Below are 17132 nucleotides of genomic sequence, written 5' to 3'. Positions count from 1 at the left end.
ATTAAGAAAAAAAGAGGTGATTTTAGTGCAACAAACAATCAAAGAAGCTTCTGAACACACGGGTTTAAGCGCCCATACGATTCGCTATTATGAACGAGAAGGATTAATCCCTTTTCTAGCACGCGATAAAAATAATAACCGAATTTTTGATAATGATGCCCTTCACTGGCTTGAACTACTCACTTGTTTACGCGTCACCGGAATGCCCCTTGCTAAACAAAAAGAAATTGTTGAACTAACTAAAGGTGGTGACGGTACTGTCTCCGAACGTATCGCTGTACTGAAAGAACATCAACAAGATATGTACCGCCGGCAAGCAGAGCTAGACCGAGCATTTAAAAAAATCGAGAAAAAATTAGCTTGCTACGAAGAGTTAGAACAAGCAGTAAATAAAAGTGTGGACCAGTTTAGCTAACTGATCCACACTTTTTTATAGTTGTTTTTTCTTTTTCCGATGTCTTTTAATAAGATAAATAAGTAGACCAATGATTGCGACAAGTAGAATCCCACCAACAATCGCAATGTTTTTTACGTTTGGTACAGTGACTTCAAAATACATTTCGGATTTTTTGTCGAGCGGCACATCCCAAGTGAGCTTCCCGCCATCCACACTTTTAGCATTGTTCTCTCCAATTGACGAAATTGGTAAATCCAAAATAAATGTATAATCAACTTGGCTTAAAATTTCTTTTGGAAATGGAACATCCGCCATTTCTTTTTTCCATATCTTTTCGATGTCAATATCGGCATCTACTTTGATTTTTTGTGTGAAGAAACTTTTGCTATTAGTAATTTTCACTCCAAAATCTTCCGGTTTCATATCGCTTTTCGTTGTTTCATTTTTATCTAGTTTCTTTTCAATATGATAGCTTGTATTTGATTTTTTATCTACTGTAAATCCAGCTTCCTTCAGTTTGGATTCTACTTCATCCGAGTAACTTGAGGCGAAAATCCCTGCTACAGAAGAAATATCGATATCAAAGGAAATGGTCGCTTCCCCTTTTTTATCCACTTTTACTGTATTGGTTACATCAGCACATCCAGCAAGAACTAACACCAAACTCATTACTACGGTGAATATGATTTTTTTCATTGGTTGGCCTCATTTCTTATTTTTGCATGTGTTCATATTCGTGACCGCTAAGTGTGGTTTCACCAGTTACATGAAATCCTAAACGTTCATATAGCCGCTTAGCATGCGGGTTTCCTTTGTCGCAATTTAATCCTACTACTTTTTCACCATCTGCTGCAGCAATTTCTGTTAATTTAGCAAGAAGCGCTGTTCCAACACCATGACCGCGATATTTTTCGTTTGTTACGATTGAATCTAAGTACCATTCGCCAGGGAATGTTTCTTTATCAACAAAAATTGGTTCGTCGTATGTGATGCCGTGTTTCTTCGCAATCGCATTCCAAGCACGGTCGATTTCAGGTTCGATTTCACCAGGATACCCTGCCAGAACTCCTGCTATATCTCCATCTTTCTCATAGACATGCAGATGTCTATAACTATAACGATAATCTTCTGTCTGAATCGCTTCGATTAGCGCATTTGTAATCGCTTCTTCCGTCTCTACTTCTAAAATAGGTAATTCCATATCTTTCCATATAACTAGTAAAAGGGGCGCAATTTTTGGCGCGTCTGATTTTTTCGCTTGTCGAATCAATTTTTTACATCCTCATTTCTAATTTCTTTGTCTCATTTTACTATTCTTTCTGCCCTACTTGCAAAAATAAAATGCTATTAGGATTACTTTCCTCCAAATAGCATTTTATTCTTATTGCAGTGCTGCGTTTTGTAAGAAGTCTAATGCTTTACTTGTTAAATCTGTATCTTCCATGATTTTAGGTTCTTCTTGCGTTAGCAATTTGGTCAGTTTTTTTGTCTCTTCTTCCGTTAACTGTTCCAAATTTTTCAAACTATGCGCTATTGGTAAAACGGATTTCATATAAGCTTTCAGCGCTTCCAAACCTAGGTTTTCTGTCAAAATACCTTGGCGTAATAAGAGCCTTGCTTTCTCGGTGAAGTCTGCATCTAAACTCACATCATAGCCTAAATGTTGTTGTTCCGTGTCATGATTATCTAAAAAATGCACTTCGATAGCAATTTGTTCTACTTCATAAACCCGTAAACGAATACGCATATCTGACTCGAAAACTAATTTTACACGAAAATCTGCTCCAAGTACTCCATTCATTTCTGCTACTTCTCCTAAAAGCCAAGCATGAAAAGCTAGTAGTTTTTGACGTACTTTATTATTTTTAATATGCTCTAAAACATACGGTAGCACGATTTTATTCGCATCATCGGTCCAGTAAGTTGGTAGATCCCGCCAATATTTTTCTGTATCCGCACTCGTCCCATTGACTAGAAGTAGCGGATACGGATAGGCGCTCATATCACAAAATTGATTTTTTTGAAGTTCATATAAGAATGGAATCGTCTTTTTCACGGTCTTACTTTCGATTCCTAATTTTTCAACCAAGGGTGTAATAACGATAGCAATTTCTTCAATAACTTCCTCGGCACGCATTTGCGCTTCCTCATTTCCAGGATAGCGTGTACCGATATTTTTACCAAAGTTACGTTCTAATGACGCAGCTACCAATTTTTCTGTTTCGTTCATATAGTTATCCTCCTTCAAGCTTTTGCTCTTTTTCGCTGAATAAGCTTTTGAATTTCTACGAATAGGAGTGGGAACATCGAGAGGATGAATGCGAGAATCCAGTGCGTCAAGCTCATTTCTACTAAGAAGAACATGTTTGCTAGTGGTGGAATAATCGCAAGTCCTAAAATAATCAGCATCGAACAAATCGCGCTAAAGAACAAGCCACGGTTAGATAAAAATCCGATAGTGAAAATCGACTTATCACTTCTTACGTTGAAAATATGTGCAACAGATGACCATGCTAGAATAACAAACGCCATTGTCATCCCTACTTCATAACTTGCACCAATCGAATTATTAATCGTTACAAACTGTCCGATATAAAATCCTGCAAGTGTCACAATCGTAAAGACAACCGCTTGTGTCGCCATTTTCTTGCCAAGTCCATTCGCAAAGATCCCTGCATTTTTTGGAATTGGCTTACGCTCCATAATCGAGTCATCTGCCTTTTCACGACTTAAGAAGAAGCCTGGAATCCCATCAGACACAACGTTGATTAATAGCAACTGAACAGCTACAACCGGCGCGCCCCAGCCAAGAATAATCGCAATTAACATAATGAAAATTTGAGAAAAGTTTGTACTTAGTAAAAAGTAAATCGTTTTGCGGATATTCTCATAGGCTGTACGCCCTTCTTTGACTGCATCTACAATCGTTGCAAAATTATCGTCGGTTATAACCATATCTGCAGCGTTTTTAGATACATCTGTTCCAGTAATCCCCATTGCTGCTCCAACATCTGCTGCTTTTAGAGCCGGCGCATCATTTACACCATCACCTGTCATCGTGACAATTTCACCATTTTTCTGCCAAGCTTTAACGATTCGAATTTTATCTTCTGGACTAACACGAGCGTAAACCGCATAATCTCGAATGTTTCTCTCCAGATCTGCTTCTGACATTTCAGCAAGCTCTGCTCCAGTAATCGCTTTGTCCCCATCCGTTAGAATACCAATTTCTTTTGCAATTGCTGATGCCGTTACAATATGGTCACCAGTAATCATTACAGTCTTAATACCCGCTTTTTTCGCCGCTAACACAGCCGCTTTACTTTCCGGTCTCGGTGGGTCAATCATTCCAACCATCCCCGCGAACGTTAAGTCCGTCTCAAGCGCCTCACTAGACAAGTCTGTCGGCATTTCCGGATATTTTTTATAGGCAACAACTAACACCCTAAGTGCATCCTCCGCAAAACTGTCATGCACCCGCTCCGCTTCCGCTAAAAACGCCTCGGAAAAGTTTACGGGAATTCGGTCAAAAGCACCTTTTGTAATGGAAAGAAAGCCGTCTTCTACTTGGTGAATTGTCGTCATTAACTTTCTATCTGAGTCAAAAGGAAGTTCGAACACGCGTGGATATTTGGCTTCCAATGCTTTTTTCGTTGTTCCTTTTTCTTCCAGTAGTCGGATAATTGCACTTTCGGTTGGATCACCAATAATGGTTTCTTCGCCGTCTGTTACATCAATCGTCGCGTTACTGGAAAGGCTCAACATTTCTAATACTTTTTGTTCTGCAGTATCAAATTCAGCTGTTGCTTTTATCGGTGTGTGGTCTGCTGCCCAAATTTGCTGGATAATCATTTTATTTTGCGTTAATGTTCCTGTTTTATCAGAACAAATAACTGACGTATTTCCGATTGTTTCTACTGCAGGAATTCGGCGGATGATCGTATTTTTCCGCACCATATTTTGAACCCCATAAGCAAGTGTTAATGTCACAATAACTGGCAACGTCTCAGGAACTGCTGCTACAGCTAGAGAAATCGCGATCATCAACGTTTCAATAATCGTTTCACCGTAAACATATACATCAATGATAAAAATTAAAATACCTGCTAAAAGTGCTACAATACTAAGTCGTTTTGCTAATTCTTTTAAGCGAAGTTGTAAAGGCGTCATCAGTTTTGAGGTGCTGTTTAAAAGTCCAGCAATTTTCCCCATCTCTGTTTCCATACCAATTTCTACGACAACCGCTGTTGCACGACCATTTGTTACAAGACAGCCTGAGTAAAGCATATTCAGCCGGTCGCCAATTGGTGCTTTTTCCGAAACAACCGCATTTGCGTCTTTTTCAACTGGAACACTTTCGCCAGTTAACGCAGATTCCTCGACTTGCAAACTGCTACTAGAAATAATCCGTGCATCTGCAGGAATCATGTCTCCTGCAACGATTTCAATAATATCCCCTGGCACTAATTCCGTTGCGTCCACTTGCATCCGCACACCATCACGAACAACCGTCGTTAAATGCGCATTCATACTTTGTAATGCAGCAAGTGCTTTCTCGGCGCTGTTTTCCTGGTAAATGCCGAGCACCATATTCAACACGACAATCCCTAAAATAACAACCACTTTCGCCCAACCATAACCGGTTGTAATTGCTAAATAAGCGGAAATCGCCGCTGCAAAAAGCAACACAATCGTCGTAATTTCAACTAAATGGTGACCAATTTTTTGAAGAAGTGATTCTTTCTTCCCCTCTTCAAATTCATTCGTCCCGAACTCTGCATGTTTTTGTTTCACTTGTTCTTTCGTTAACCCTGTGTCTAAATTCGTGTGTAGTTTGCTGAGAAGTTGCTCAATTGACTCTTTTACCCAAAGCATACATCTACCTCCTACGCACCTACTCCCAAAAGCAAGTACTTACTTTATTTTATTGCAAAAAAATATTAATTTAAATATATCCGATTTCTTAGTGTAATTGTATAATATATCACGTTTATTTGCAAGTATTTTGTTTTTATTCACAAATCCTCATTATTTTGAGACATGACTTCGCAGTAGATTAGGCTTATACTAAAGCTATTAATTGTATAGGAGATGATGAGATGTCTTTTGCAGTTCCTTACTTAGTTTTTAACGGAGAAGGTCAAGATGCGCTAACATTTTATGCGGATGTGTTTCAAGCTGAGATTTCAAGCGTTCAGCGTTTTAAAGAGATGAACAATTTTGATGGCGATGCCGTTTTTGGTGAGCGATTGATGCATAGTCGTTTAGCAAAAAACGGCGAAGAATTTATTTATATTACCGATGCGCCTTATGATGGTTTTACAATTGGCAATCGGGTGACGATCTTGATCAATTTTGAAACAGAGGATGATATTAAGTACGCCTATGAAGTTTTGAGTGCTACGGGCAAAGTGGAGATGGAGTTGCAAGTGGCGTTCTGGGGTTCGACTTATGCGCAAGTTACGGACCGGTTTGGGGTGTTTTGGCAGCTTAATTTTGGGTGAGATTTAGAAAACCAGTTACGCCAGGAGTTTGTTGGGTAACTGGTTTTTTTAAGAAATGTATTCATAAGTTATTTTTAATTCTATAATCCATTTCTGCTAGTGCCTCTTCCACATCTTCTTTTAAACTTAAATTAGTTTTATAAGATTCAATAATTGCTCTGTAAGCAATTTCCCCAGAATTTCCTAATAAACTTAATATATAACTTAAACACGCCTCATTAAATTCGTTTAAATGCTTCACGATAGGAGCTAAGTTAATTGTTTTTTCAACAAAAGGGGCTTTTGACCCTTCTAGCATGGCATCAAGTATGGATTCTTTAATGTCTGAATCATTCTGTTTTACAACTTGCTTAGCTAAGTTATTGACTATTTCTAACGCAGTATCATCTGGTATATCCCCATAATCTAAAGTATCTCGGATAAAACCAATCGCTTCCAATTTATCACGCTTACTTTTCTTTGGATTATTTAGTATAGTTAGCCAGTCCATTTCTTACCCCCTTCTCCTAAAATTTTCAAATCATATTTTTTAAATAGGAGATTTCTTCTTCTGTCCATTTTTTGTGAACTAGAGCATCTAGTTTTTTTAATCCTTCAAATATATTAGTCCATTCATTTCCACCCTTCCATTATAGCACCAGCAACGATTCCATTTTGTGAGCGTTTTGTGAACCTCTGTGTATAAATATAGCCAACTACAGAACAAATTAGTGCATTTTTCGACTTTACCTTTAGAGCCAACATCGCAACTACAAAAAAACAGTTATTCTCTACTTTATTAAGCAGAAAATAACTGTTTTTAGTTTATAATTCTAACCCAGCAATCACATTCTTAGCCTCTGTCATCATTTCTTCGATAACATCTTTACAAGGTTTGATTTCTGTAATTAAGCCAGCGATTTGACCGGCCATGACAGAGCCGTTGTCTGTGTCGCCTTCTTGTACTGCTTTTCGTAAAGAACCTAAAGTTAGCTCTTCTAACGTGTCGCGATCGGCGTTTTCTTCTTCTAAACGGATGTATTCTTTGATCATTTTGTTTTTAATCGAGCGGACTGGTGCGCCTGCTTTTCGACCGGTAACCATTGTGTCGCGGTCGGAAGCTTTAATCACGGCTGCTTTGAAGTCCGGGTGTACTGGACATTCATCGGTTGCTAGGAAGCGTGTACCGATTTGGACGCCTTTTGCACCTAGAGCTAGCGCTGCGACGATTCCACGCCCATCTGCAATTCCTCCTGCGCCAATGACTGGAATAGTTACAGCATCCACGATTTGAGGTAAAAGTGCCATTGTTGTTGTTTCGCCGACGTGTCCGCCTGCTTCTGTTCCTTCTGCGATAACTGCATCTGCGCCCATTTTTTCCATACGCTTAGCAATCATCACGGATGGGACAACGGGAATCACGATAATTCCAGCTTCTTTCCAAATTGGCATGAACGTTTTTGGCGTTCCCGCTCCGGTTGTAACGATTCCCACTTTTTCTTCAATAATTACTTCGGTTAATTCGGCAATATTGGTCATCATTAGCATTAAGTTGACGCCAAATGGTTTATCTGTCAGTGCTTTTGTTTTTTGGATTTCTTCGCGTAGCATGTCGGCAGTCATTCCGCCAGAAGCGATAATTCCTAAACCGCCTGCATTAGACACAGCGGCTACAAGTGGAGCTTTGGCAATTTGAGCCATCGCACCTTGGATAATCGGATATTTAATATTTAATAAGTTCGTAATGGACATCTTTTTCCTCCTGCGTTCTTGTTTGTTTTATCACAATTTAGTATATCAAAAAACAGCCCTATAAACTAGAGCTGTTTTTCGGCTTTAATTGGACTCTTCAGCATCCACTGCTAGTAAGACACAGCCAGTTATCCCAGCATCATCTTCTAGTTTTGGAGGAACGATATATTCTTCTAAATCCGGCAATTGCACATAATTATTCACGAGTGCCTTCAATTTTTGACGGACAAGTGGGAAAAGTTGGCGTTGTTTCATGACGCCTCCACCTAACACGATTCTTTCTGGGGATAGGATAAGTGTATAATTCATTAAAGCTTGCGCGATATAATGCGCTTCTAAATTCCACACTTCTTCATTATCCGCAAGTTCTGCCGCTTTTTGACCCCAACGTTTTTCAATTGCTCCACCTGCTGCGAGACCTTCTAAACAGTCGCTATGACTCGGGCAGCTGCCTGTGAAACGGTCACGCTTATGACGGCGCACCATAATATGTCCCATTTCTGGGTGAGAGAAACCTTCGAGAATTTTACCGGAAACAACCGCTCCACCACCGATTCCTGTTCCGATCGTTAAATAAATACAACTATCCAAACCTGCTGCCGCGCCTAAACTTACCTCTCCTAAAGCGGCTGCATTAACATCCGTCGTAAAACCAATAGGTACATTAAATTCTTTTTTCATTGCACCAACGATATCATAATTGCGCCATGCAAGTTTTGGTGTTTGCGTGATATAACCGTATGTAGTACTTGATTTCCGAATATCAATCGGTCCAAATGAGCCAATCCCAATTGCTTTTAATTCATCCTCATACTGTTTAAAAAATTGAATGACTGCTTTCATTGTTTCTGCTGGCTCCGTTGTCGGGTAGCTCTCGCGCTTAATAATTTTCCCTGACTTTTCTCCGATTGCTACAACAAACTTAGTTCCGCCTGCTTCAATTGCTCCATAAACCATTCAAAAAAACTTCCCTTCTCGTAAGTTTTATAACGCTTTCATTTTACAATAGATTTCTGGAAAAAGAAACTTGTTTTCTAAAAACTTATTAATTTAATTCTAAATACCTAATTTAACAGATATTTAAACACAAAATTTTACTTCTTAAAAATCCACTTCACAAGTCGCGCATATTCATCAAAAAATGGAGGGATTTCAGATGGATTTAATCCGTATTCCATATTATTTTTAATCCCTTGGTTGTACCATTTTTGCAGATCATAGCCGCGTTTAAAATAGCTCCAGACAGACTTTCCTTCTGAGCTTAAGGCATATTTGACGGAAGTTAAATTGTCTAGCTTATCCGCCACGATTAACGCTTTTTCTTCTAAATTTCCGGTGCGCACTTGTTCGATTGTGTGCGCTTTACGTTCTTCCCAGGATAAGGTTTTATTTTCTGTATGAGACGCTACTAAATCAGCTACTTCATCACCAAATGTTGCGCGAATATCGGCATCGGTCATTTCCGTATCCTCAACGGCATCGTGCAGTAATCCCGCGACAACAACTTCTTCGCGAAAACCAGCGCGGCGCAAAATTCTCGCTACGTTTAAAGGGTGCGAAAAATAAGGCTCGCCAGTAATTTTGCGAACTTGGCCACTATGCGCTTCAATCATCATCTGTCTCGCTTTTTCATACATAAAAAGAAGCCTCCACTCAGAATCTATGTCTATACTATACAAGATTCGAGCGAGGCTTTCTAGTTTTTTAATTGTAAAAAGTAATTTCACGACCATTTAAATCTTGTACTGGTCGACTTGTATTACCAATTGCTTTTTCAAATTCAGTGAAATCTTCTTGACCAAGTGTCTTCGCATTTTTTAACACGATCCAAGTTACGCCTTCCACGGTTGGTGGTGTCGTCCGTGAACCTTGGTATGTATAGAAAACACGTTCTTCTGGCATAAATTCATTTACATCCAAAGTAATTTCCCGTTCTGTTTCAAAATCAGCGAACACTTCTGGGAAATAGGTTGGTAAATCTTTGAATTCGACATTGTTTGTATTATCAATTTCCATCCAAGCACTCATAACAAGTGTTGTGCCGTCTGGTTTTTCATGAACAAAATGCCATTCAATCGGATATATATAACCGTCAAGCAAATGCTCAGCCGGAATATGTGCATGGAATGATACAAGCGGATAATACTCGCCGTTAAAGCGTAACCCTTGTTCTTTGTCATGCGGAAAAACATGCACCGATTGCTCAATTCTTCTAATCGTATAGTCTGTTTCTTTATAGTAAAATTTCATTGTTGATGGTTTTAATTTCACAACGTCAGCTTGTTCAATATCTACCGGCGATTGTGCCTTTCCAGTATGTGCGATTTCAAAGTCAGAGCAGATATGCCCCCACATTTCTGGCCCAGTCTTCTCATCGTAACCCCATAACACTTTCTCCTTAGTCATAACCATTTCTCCTTTTCGAAAAAAATTGCGTAACATTATTTTAGCGGATAGCTGATCTATTTCACAAGTTATATGCTTAATGTTCGTGTTGTGACTCTCGCGTGAACCTGCTGAAAGATACTGGTAGCTTTATTTTCGGTCCATCATAAACAGGAAATATCCAGTTTAGAACATTATACTATAAATTTGAAAATTGTCTTCTAGAACGATATTCAGTAAGAATTGTATTCGTTTCACTCATCCTTTCCCCGCTCCTTTTTATGTAGCATGCTGGACTTAACACCATATCCATTTAAAAGAGGAGATGAATACAAGTGAATTACACAATTGGTGCATTTTCAAAAGAAGTGGAGTTATCAATTGATACATTACGATATTATGAAAAAGAAAAACTAATTTTACCAAAAAGAAATGAGATCAACCGTAGAATTTATGATAGTTCGGATATTACTTGGATTAATTTCATAAAAAAATTAAAACAGACAGGCATGCCAATTAAAAATATTAAGGAATATGCAAAACTTCGGTATCTGGGAGATCAAACCATCGAGCAACGTATGACTTTGTTATATAGGCAATATGATATTTTAGTTGAGAAAAGGGAAGAAACTGAGCTATATACCCAGTTTCTACTAAATAAAATAGATATTTATAAGGAAATGTTGAGTGAACGAGATATTAAATAATTTCTGCTCGTATAAGAAGGGTTGACATGGTGTTAACTCCAGCATTTATAGTTGATTCATACTAAAATGCTAGGAGGAATTGCCATGAAAAAATATGTTGTCATCACAGGCGCGAGTTCCGGTATTGGCTATGCTACCGCTAAACAGTTTGCAAAACACAAAAAAAATCTCATCTTAATTGCCAGAAGAGAAGCTAATTTGTTGAAGTTGAAAAATGAGATTGAGAAGGAAGTACCCGAAATTGAAGTCCTAATCAAAGCGATTGATTTAACAAAAATAGACCGTTTAGAGAAATTATTTTCTGAATTGGATCTTTATTTCATTGAAACATGGATAAATAATGCTGGTCTAGGATATTATAGTGAAGTTAAAAACCAGAGCCTAACTAAGACTTTACAACTTCTTCATTTGAATATTGAAGCATTAACAGTTCTATCAGTCTTGTATGTTAGAAAGTATCATGACCAATCAGGTACACAACTAATTAATGTTTCTTCAGCAGGCGGCTATACGATGGTTCCTGCCGCAGCAACTTATTGTGCTAGTAAATTCTATGTTAGTTCCTTTACTGAAGCATTAAGTTTGGAATTACGAGAAAGCGATTCGCCACTTCAAGCAAAAGTATTAGCACCAGCTGCTACCAAAACCGAATTTGGACAAAAAGCAAATAATGTAAGCGACTATGACTATGACAAAAAATTTAATAATTATCATACAAGTGATGAAATGGCCCAATTCTTATTAGATTTGTATGACAGCGACAAAATTGTCGGCATGATTGATAGGACAACATTCTCCCTAACTTTAACTGAAAATTTGTTTTCTTACGCAAACCAAGCCTCATTTAATCAAAAATAAGGAACTGTAAAAAAGACTCTTGTATTAGAATACAAGAGTCTAATCTAATTATTTGATAGGAAGTCTTGTTTTCAAAGTTTTTCTGGTAGAATATTTTAACCAAATAACTTATCAATTTCGTCTACCACTCGGTCATCTGCTTTGGGATATAAATAATTCATAGTTCCTAACAGAATTTGGATTTTCGCATGTCACAATTGTTCTTGAATCATCAATAACCGAATATTCATTTCAACTAACATCGCAACATGGAAATGTACCAAATAATGTGGCTTAATTGATTTAATACATGTCTACTTCGCCTCTTTTTGCGTGGAAAAACCCCCGTTTAGTCTTTTCTATACTTATTATCATTTTTATCCTTATCTAAATAAGCTCAATAGAACCACTTATTCTTTTTTTGTCTTTATAAATATTAGTAGGTTTCTCCATATATTCTCCTCACAATAAACATAAAATAAGCCTAATTCTAGTAAAATACTTACTTGATTATTTGTATCCAAATTATTTCTCAATAAACCTTGCAAGAACGATACCTACCTGATGATTAGAATAAAAGATTATTCCCCTAACAGTTGATAAATACTCTTTTACTTCTATTATCATCAGACTCGCTTGATGAAGCTTAGACACTTTATGAATCATAATCTAATTGATTTATCATTACTTCAAAAGTTTTATTCTTCAGTCACTCCTTTTGTTACTTTCATTACCTAACATACCTAACAACTCGTTACATTTTTTGTTAAGATATCTTGTGCTAAAGGTATATAAATCAAGTGCATTTGTTAGGAAATGCACTCTTTCTCAGAATAATTATCCATCTAACGTAACTCCTTTCTATAAATAACATCCATTTAGTTCTCAAAAAAACAAAAAACAGGGAAGATTTTAGTAATTAAATCTTCCCTGCCAAAAAGTATGCTTATGAATTTGATTTTTTAAAATAAAGTTATTATACATTTACCTAGCTACTTATTTTTTAAGTTTAACTCTTCGATACATCATGACTAAGCCACTTAAAAGAAGTATAATACCCATTAGTGATAAATAGAACGTTGATTGTTCTCCAGTTTTTGGTAAGGAGCTGTTAGTATTGTTAGTATCTTGTTTATTCTTACTTCCTTTATCTTGAGATTGTTTTCCACCTTGATCACCATTAGAAGTACTGATAGATGGTTTTTCTTTTACTGTTACTTTAGCTATTTTGCTTAAGTTGCCGTTTCTGTATGTTACTTCATAGATGCCAGCTTTTTTTGTATTTACTACACCTTCTATTTGAAGATCAGTTACTTTCAAAGTATTCCCATCTTTATCTGTCGCTGAAATAAAGTTGTCGGTTGCTTCCCACTTATCTCCTACATACAATGTTGAGTCTTTTATTTCTAAGGATGTTTGATCATTTTCATTGAGATCTTTTACAGTGATTTTCGCGGTTTCACTCAAGTTTCCGTTTTTATACGTAACTTCATACACGCCTGCTTTACTTGTATCCACCGTACCCTCGACCTCTAGATTGCCTACTGTTAATTCATTACCATCTTTATCTGTTGCGAAAACCAAATTATCTTTGGGTGACCACTTATCTCCTACAGATAATGTAGCGTCCTTTACTTTCAAGTTTGTTTTATTCTCTTTCACTGTAATCTTCGCCAAACTTGTAACACCTTCATAACTATATTTCACTTCGTATATGCCTGCTTGATTAGAATTGACAAAACCTTCTACTTTTATATTTTGAAAATCTATTACATTTCCTTGTTTATCAAATGCACCATCGAAATTATCTATAGGACCCCAATTATCTCCCGTATAAATTATAGAATCGTGGACATTGATTGCACTGTTGTCTATCTTATCATATATAAACGTAATTCTTTTTATGGGTTCGGAAAACTCCATACTACCTGATGCGGGATCTCCTTCTACTCCAGTGTTTTTATACCCCTCAATATCAATCGGCATCACTTCATAAGGCACGGGCTGAGGGAGCTCTTCTAAACTCCAATCAAACTTTGATACATAATCGGTATTTCTCTCCTTAGGTTTTAACTCATTTCCCAAAGAGTCTTTATAAGATATATAAATCACTCCTATGTTGTCATACACGATATCATAAGTTTGCGGGTACGCTTCATATTTTATGCCCTCAGGAAGATTACTTATCTTTTGCCATCCCCTCATTTCAATCCAATAAAGGTCTCCGTCTGCAGATTCTCCAATATTTCCAATAATTGTTTGTGGCTCTGGTTCCCACCCATCTACAGGATCTTTAACAAGATTTCCATAGGTGTCTACATATCGAAGTGTAATACTTCCAGTTTGCTTAGCCTCAACTTTTACTTTTGCGATTTCGCTCAAGCTTCCATTTTTGTATGTGATTTCATATACTCCTGCTGTGCTTGTGTCTACTGTTCCTTCGACCTCTAGATTACCGACTGTTAATTTATTTCCGTCTTTATCCGTTGCTGAGAAAAAGTTGTCTTCTGATACCCATTTGTCTCCTACATACAACGTAGAATCTTTTACTTTTAACATTGCTTTATTTTCTTTATTGGTATCCTCTGATTGATTAATGGCATTCTTATTTTTCACATTACCATCTATTATATCTTCTTCATCAAGTTCCCCTGATTGATTGCTAGTATCTTCGCTATCAGTTAAAGAATTGATTTTGTTACCTTCTGATACATTGTTTCCTGTACTTTGATCTGTTTCCTCTGCATATGACAGCACAGGCGTTACAAAAATCTGTCCCATCAATAAACATACACAAATATACTTCATTAATTTCATTCATTAATCCCCATTTCTTTAATTCTTGAATGTATATGAATAAACGTAAATACTCATATAACTTACAATTCTTTTTTTTGATTAGGAAGTGTAACACATGTTCTTTAGTATTCATCCAAATATAACTTCAAGTATTCGCCAGTTTTTAAATTGCTATTGACTCACTCTAGATTGATGATGGTCTCATCACGCATCAACCAAACCTCTTTAAACGATTCTAAGGTAATACTTTCTTCATGAAAATATTTTCTAATTGCCTTTTTAAGAACTTGTTCACTTGTTTCCATACCTACTATCAAATGATTTCCTTACACTTCAATTTATGTGTAATTTTGTCATCTAAGTGCTTTGATTTGTGATAAACTAGGGTGTTTTTTTATACTTTTCAAGTGTAAATTATATATTAGAATAGATTACAGCCTTGTTAGTAGCAATATAGTATCATAATATAGCGTTTTCTGATTATCCACATTTCGTGAACTTTAGCGCAACAAGGATAATGAAAAAAATACATTTTTCCTGTATTTTTTTTTAAAATAACATATAAGCTTTTAATTTAGGAGGAGAATGATGAAAACCATTGGGTATGCCCGTGTAAGTACAGTACATCAACAATTGGACTCACAATTAAATGCACTAAAGAGGTATGGTTGCCATAAAATTTATATCGAATTTGATAGCGGAAGAAACATACAAAGAAAAGAACTTTCCAAAGCATTAAATGCATTAGAGCCTGGAGATACATTTGTTATCTTTAAATTAGATTGACTATCACGTGGAACCAAACATTTACTTAGGTTGATGGAACATTTTAATGATAGAGATATCAATTTTATCAGTATTCAAAATAATATTGATACAAGTACTTCAATGGGTAAATTTTTCTTTACGATTATGAGTGCTTTTGCCGAAATAGAAGCTGAACTCATTCGGGAACGTGTTCTTTCAGGTATGGATGCTGCTAAAGAAAAAGGAAAAGTATTGGGTAGACCTGTAGAAAATAAATATATTTATGAAGTGATTAATGACTATTTGAATACAAATTTATCCATAGTTGAACTAGCCAAAAAATACAATATCTCTAGACCTACCGTGTATAACTATTTACAAAGAAAAAGGTATTCCTAAGCGAAAATAAGCTTCACTCAGGAATACCTTTAATTTGTTTCTAAAATTTCATCTCTAATAACCTGGTTTAAATATAACCCTAATTTTTCCCATGAACCTTGATCAAATACATCTCTAAAATAGAAAAATTTTTTCTTATCATACCCATGTGTATCTGAAATCACTATATCTGCTTCTAGGTAGTTATTTGTAATCTGAAGTACCTTTTGATTGTAATTATGTTTAATTGCGTTTTCAATAATCGATTTATATTCTGGTCGATGAAAGAATTCAACATAAATTTTCTGACTTAAAGAAAGCTCTAAATTTAAATACCCACTGATTACTTGCGTAAAGCTATACTTAACTTTTTCGTAAGACGCATCGTGTTTATAATCAGTGAGGCTGTTATCAATACATTTTCCTATAAAACATTCTTTATCACCAAGTAATGGAGGAACATTATATAATGGCATAAATTTATATAATCCCAAATAATAAATAACAACAAACCGGTTACATAGACTATAAAGCAATATATTATTAGTCTCTTCCGATAGTTCGTATCGTCTATTTATCAATTTTAGTATGTTATCGCAATTTTTTGCTATCGAATTATTTGTCAATGAGAGTATATGTTTTCCTAAAATTTCTTTTTCATCATCTGTTCTTACTTCTTGTGAAAAATAATTAATCAGAAAAGCCAAATGAATGATTTCTTCTTGAAGCTGCGTATCATTATTTACAACTTCTTCTTTTAAATATTTTAGATATAAATTAATTTCTATTTCTCTATTAATGGCATTGCCTAATTCACTAACTTCTGTATTTAAATTTGTTATTTTGTATTTATTCTTTAAAGCTAACTCATAAACTGCCAAAATAGAGTTTACGCGATTCTTACCAACTGGGGACAATCTCTTATATCTGTGTGAATCAATATAAAATTGTGTATTCATTATTTCATTTTGAGAAATTGATGTAAATAACCATTGATTTCCTTTAGAAGCAACAGATACGGCTAAATAATGGAGAATTCTTATGGTAGACTCGTTTCCATCCAATTTGAAAAAAAAAGCATTTTCTTTTTTTAATTGAATACCATAATTCATATGTTTAAAAAATTGCTTTAACTTACCAAATAATTTATATGTATATGATTCACTATATGATAAATCATTTGCCATTATCACAATACTAAAAGTTCTTTTTTCAAGAACGAATAACAGTACTCTATATAAACTTGATTCTAGTAAATATTTTACTCTAAAATCATTAATCAACTCTACATATTCGTTATCTTTAAGTTTTAATTTAAATTGTATAATTTCTCTATCCACAGATAATTCATTTCGTTGGTCTGACCGAATTACATTCATCTCTTTTATCAAACTCAATACAATCTCTTTAATTTTCCGTTTAGAAATTTTTAGTTTCATCTCAAGGCTGCTAAATGTAGTCATCCCTGACTCTAATTGCTTCAAAATAAACAGCTTATCTAGCTGAGTTTTTGATAAAAATAAACTAGATAATTCAAAAGGTACCAAGTTAATCCCCCCTTAACATAGATAATATATCATTTATATTATTTATAGTAAAAAAATATCTCTTTTAAATGAGAAGTGCTTGTTTTCCTCTTAATTAGCC

General features: G+C 35.7%; 15 protein-coding genes and 1 pseudogene. 5 read left to right on the top strand and 11 right to left on the bottom strand.

Annotation, left to right across the window (positions count from 1 at the left end):
- The first annotated feature begins 25 nt into the window (after positions 1 to 25).
- Entirely contained in the window at positions 26 to 415 is a 390-nt protein-coding gene (locus tag AB2Q86_RS04290; protein WP_003726374.1) for a MerR family transcriptional regulator, read from the top strand.
- A gap of 15 nt (positions 416 to 430) precedes the next feature.
- Here the strand turns inward: AB2Q86_RS04290 and AB2Q86_RS04285 are convergent, their stop codons facing one another.
- The 4 genes from AB2Q86_RS04285 to AB2Q86_RS04270 form a co-directional block, all read right to left on the bottom strand.
- Entirely contained in the window at positions 431 to 1093 is a 663-nt protein-coding gene (locus tag AB2Q86_RS04285; protein ID WP_012581704.1) for a transmembrane domain-containing protein, read from the bottom strand.
- 16 nt (positions 1094 to 1109) lie between these two features.
- Positions 1110 to 1667 carry a GNAT family N-acetyltransferase gene (locus AB2Q86_RS04280; protein ID WP_012581705.1) on the bottom strand — a complete coding sequence of 186 codons (558 nt, stop codon included), beginning with the start codon at positions 1665 to 1667 and terminating at the stop codon, positions 1110 to 1112.
- A 111-nt stretch (positions 1668 to 1778) separates the two neighbouring features.
- The gene (locus AB2Q86_RS04275) at positions 1779 to 2627 is read right to left on the bottom strand and encodes a hypothetical protein (RefSeq protein WP_003729480.1); all 849 of its coding nucleotides are present in this window, start codon (positions 2625 to 2627) and stop codon (positions 1779 to 1781) included.
- A 14-nt stretch (positions 2628 to 2641) separates the two neighbouring features.
- Positions 2642 to 5272, bottom strand: a complete 2631-nt coding sequence (locus AB2Q86_RS04270) for a cation-translocating P-type ATPase (protein ID WP_012581706.1) — start codon at positions 5270 to 5272, stop codon at positions 2642 to 2644.
- 224 nt (positions 5273 to 5496) lie between these two features.
- Between AB2Q86_RS04270 and AB2Q86_RS04265 the strand changes: the two genes are divergently transcribed.
- Positions 5497 to 5901 carry a VOC family protein gene (locus AB2Q86_RS04265; RefSeq protein ID WP_012581707.1) on the top strand — a complete coding sequence of 135 codons (405 nt, stop codon included), beginning with the start codon at positions 5497 to 5499 and terminating at the stop codon, positions 5899 to 5901.
- A gap of 61 nt (positions 5902 to 5962) precedes the next feature.
- Here AB2Q86_RS04265 and AB2Q86_RS04260 read toward each other — a convergent pair whose 3' ends face one another.
- The 5 genes from AB2Q86_RS04260 to AB2Q86_RS04240 all read right to left on the bottom strand — a co-directional run bounded on the left by AB2Q86_RS04260 (position 5963) and on the right by AB2Q86_RS04240 (position 10038).
- Positions 5963 to 6391, bottom strand: a complete 429-nt coding sequence (locus AB2Q86_RS04260) for a hypothetical protein (RefSeq protein WP_012581708.1) — start codon at positions 6389 to 6391, stop codon at positions 5963 to 5965.
- 314 nt (positions 6392 to 6705) lie between these two features.
- A complete protein-coding gene (locus tag AB2Q86_RS04255; RefSeq protein ID WP_012581709.1) occupies positions 6706 to 7632 on the bottom strand; it encodes a nitronate monooxygenase in 927 nt (308 codons plus the stop codon).
- An 84-nt stretch (positions 7633 to 7716) separates the two neighbouring features.
- Positions 7717 to 8589: an ROK family protein gene (locus tag AB2Q86_RS04250; RefSeq protein ID WP_012581710.1), complete on the bottom strand. Its 873-nt coding sequence runs from the start codon at positions 8587 to 8589 to the stop codon at positions 7717 to 7719.
- A gap of 137 nt (positions 8590 to 8726) precedes the next feature.
- Complete coding sequence (locus tag AB2Q86_RS04245; protein ID WP_003730082.1) at positions 8727 to 9269, bottom strand: HD domain-containing protein; 543 nt, start codon at positions 9267 to 9269, stop codon at positions 8727 to 8729.
- 67 nt (positions 9270 to 9336) lie between these two features.
- Entirely contained in the window at positions 9337 to 10038 is a 702-nt protein-coding gene (locus tag AB2Q86_RS04240; protein ID WP_003730081.1) for a carbonic anhydrase, read from the bottom strand.
- A gap of 314 nt (positions 10039 to 10352) precedes the next feature.
- On the opposite strand from AB2Q86_RS04240, the gene AB2Q86_RS04235 reads away from it, so the two are divergent.
- Both AB2Q86_RS04235 and AB2Q86_RS04230 read left to right on the top strand, forming a co-directional pair.
- Entirely contained in the window at positions 10353 to 10724 is a 372-nt protein-coding gene (locus AB2Q86_RS04235) for a MerR family transcriptional regulator (RefSeq protein WP_012581711.1), read from the top strand.
- A gap of 84 nt (positions 10725 to 10808) precedes the next feature.
- Positions 10809 to 11582, top strand: a complete 774-nt coding sequence (locus AB2Q86_RS04230) for an SDR family oxidoreductase (protein WP_012581712.1) — start codon at positions 10809 to 10811, stop codon at positions 11580 to 11582.
- 975 nt (positions 11583 to 12557) lie between these two features.
- Here AB2Q86_RS04230 and AB2Q86_RS04225 read toward each other — a convergent pair.
- Positions 12558 to 14378 (bottom strand): bacterial Ig-like domain-containing protein, encoded by a 1821-nt coding sequence (locus AB2Q86_RS04225; protein ID WP_012581713.1) that lies wholly within the window; start codon positions 14376 to 14378, stop codon positions 12558 to 12560.
- A gap of 567 nt (positions 14379 to 14945) precedes the next feature.
- On the opposite strand from AB2Q86_RS04225, the pseudogene AB2Q86_RS04220 reads away from it, so the two are divergent.
- Positions 14946 to 15506, top strand: a pseudogene (locus AB2Q86_RS04220) (recombinase family protein).
- Positions 15507 to 15535: 29 nt separating this feature from the next.
- Here the strand turns inward: AB2Q86_RS04220 and AB2Q86_RS04215 are convergent.
- Positions 15536 to 17032, bottom strand: a complete 1497-nt coding sequence (locus AB2Q86_RS04215) for a helix-turn-helix domain-containing protein (RefSeq protein ID WP_012581717.1) — start codon at positions 17030 to 17032, stop codon at positions 15536 to 15538.
- Positions 17033 to 17132 lie beyond the last annotated feature (100 nt).

The organism is Listeria monocytogenes, from assembly GCF_041765605.1.
Classification (GTDB): Bacteria; Bacillota; Bacilli; order Lactobacillales; family Listeriaceae; genus Listeria; species Listeria monocytogenes_D.
The sequence above is the reverse complement of the archived record's forward strand: the minus strand, read 5'-3'. Positions and strand labels throughout refer to the sequence as shown.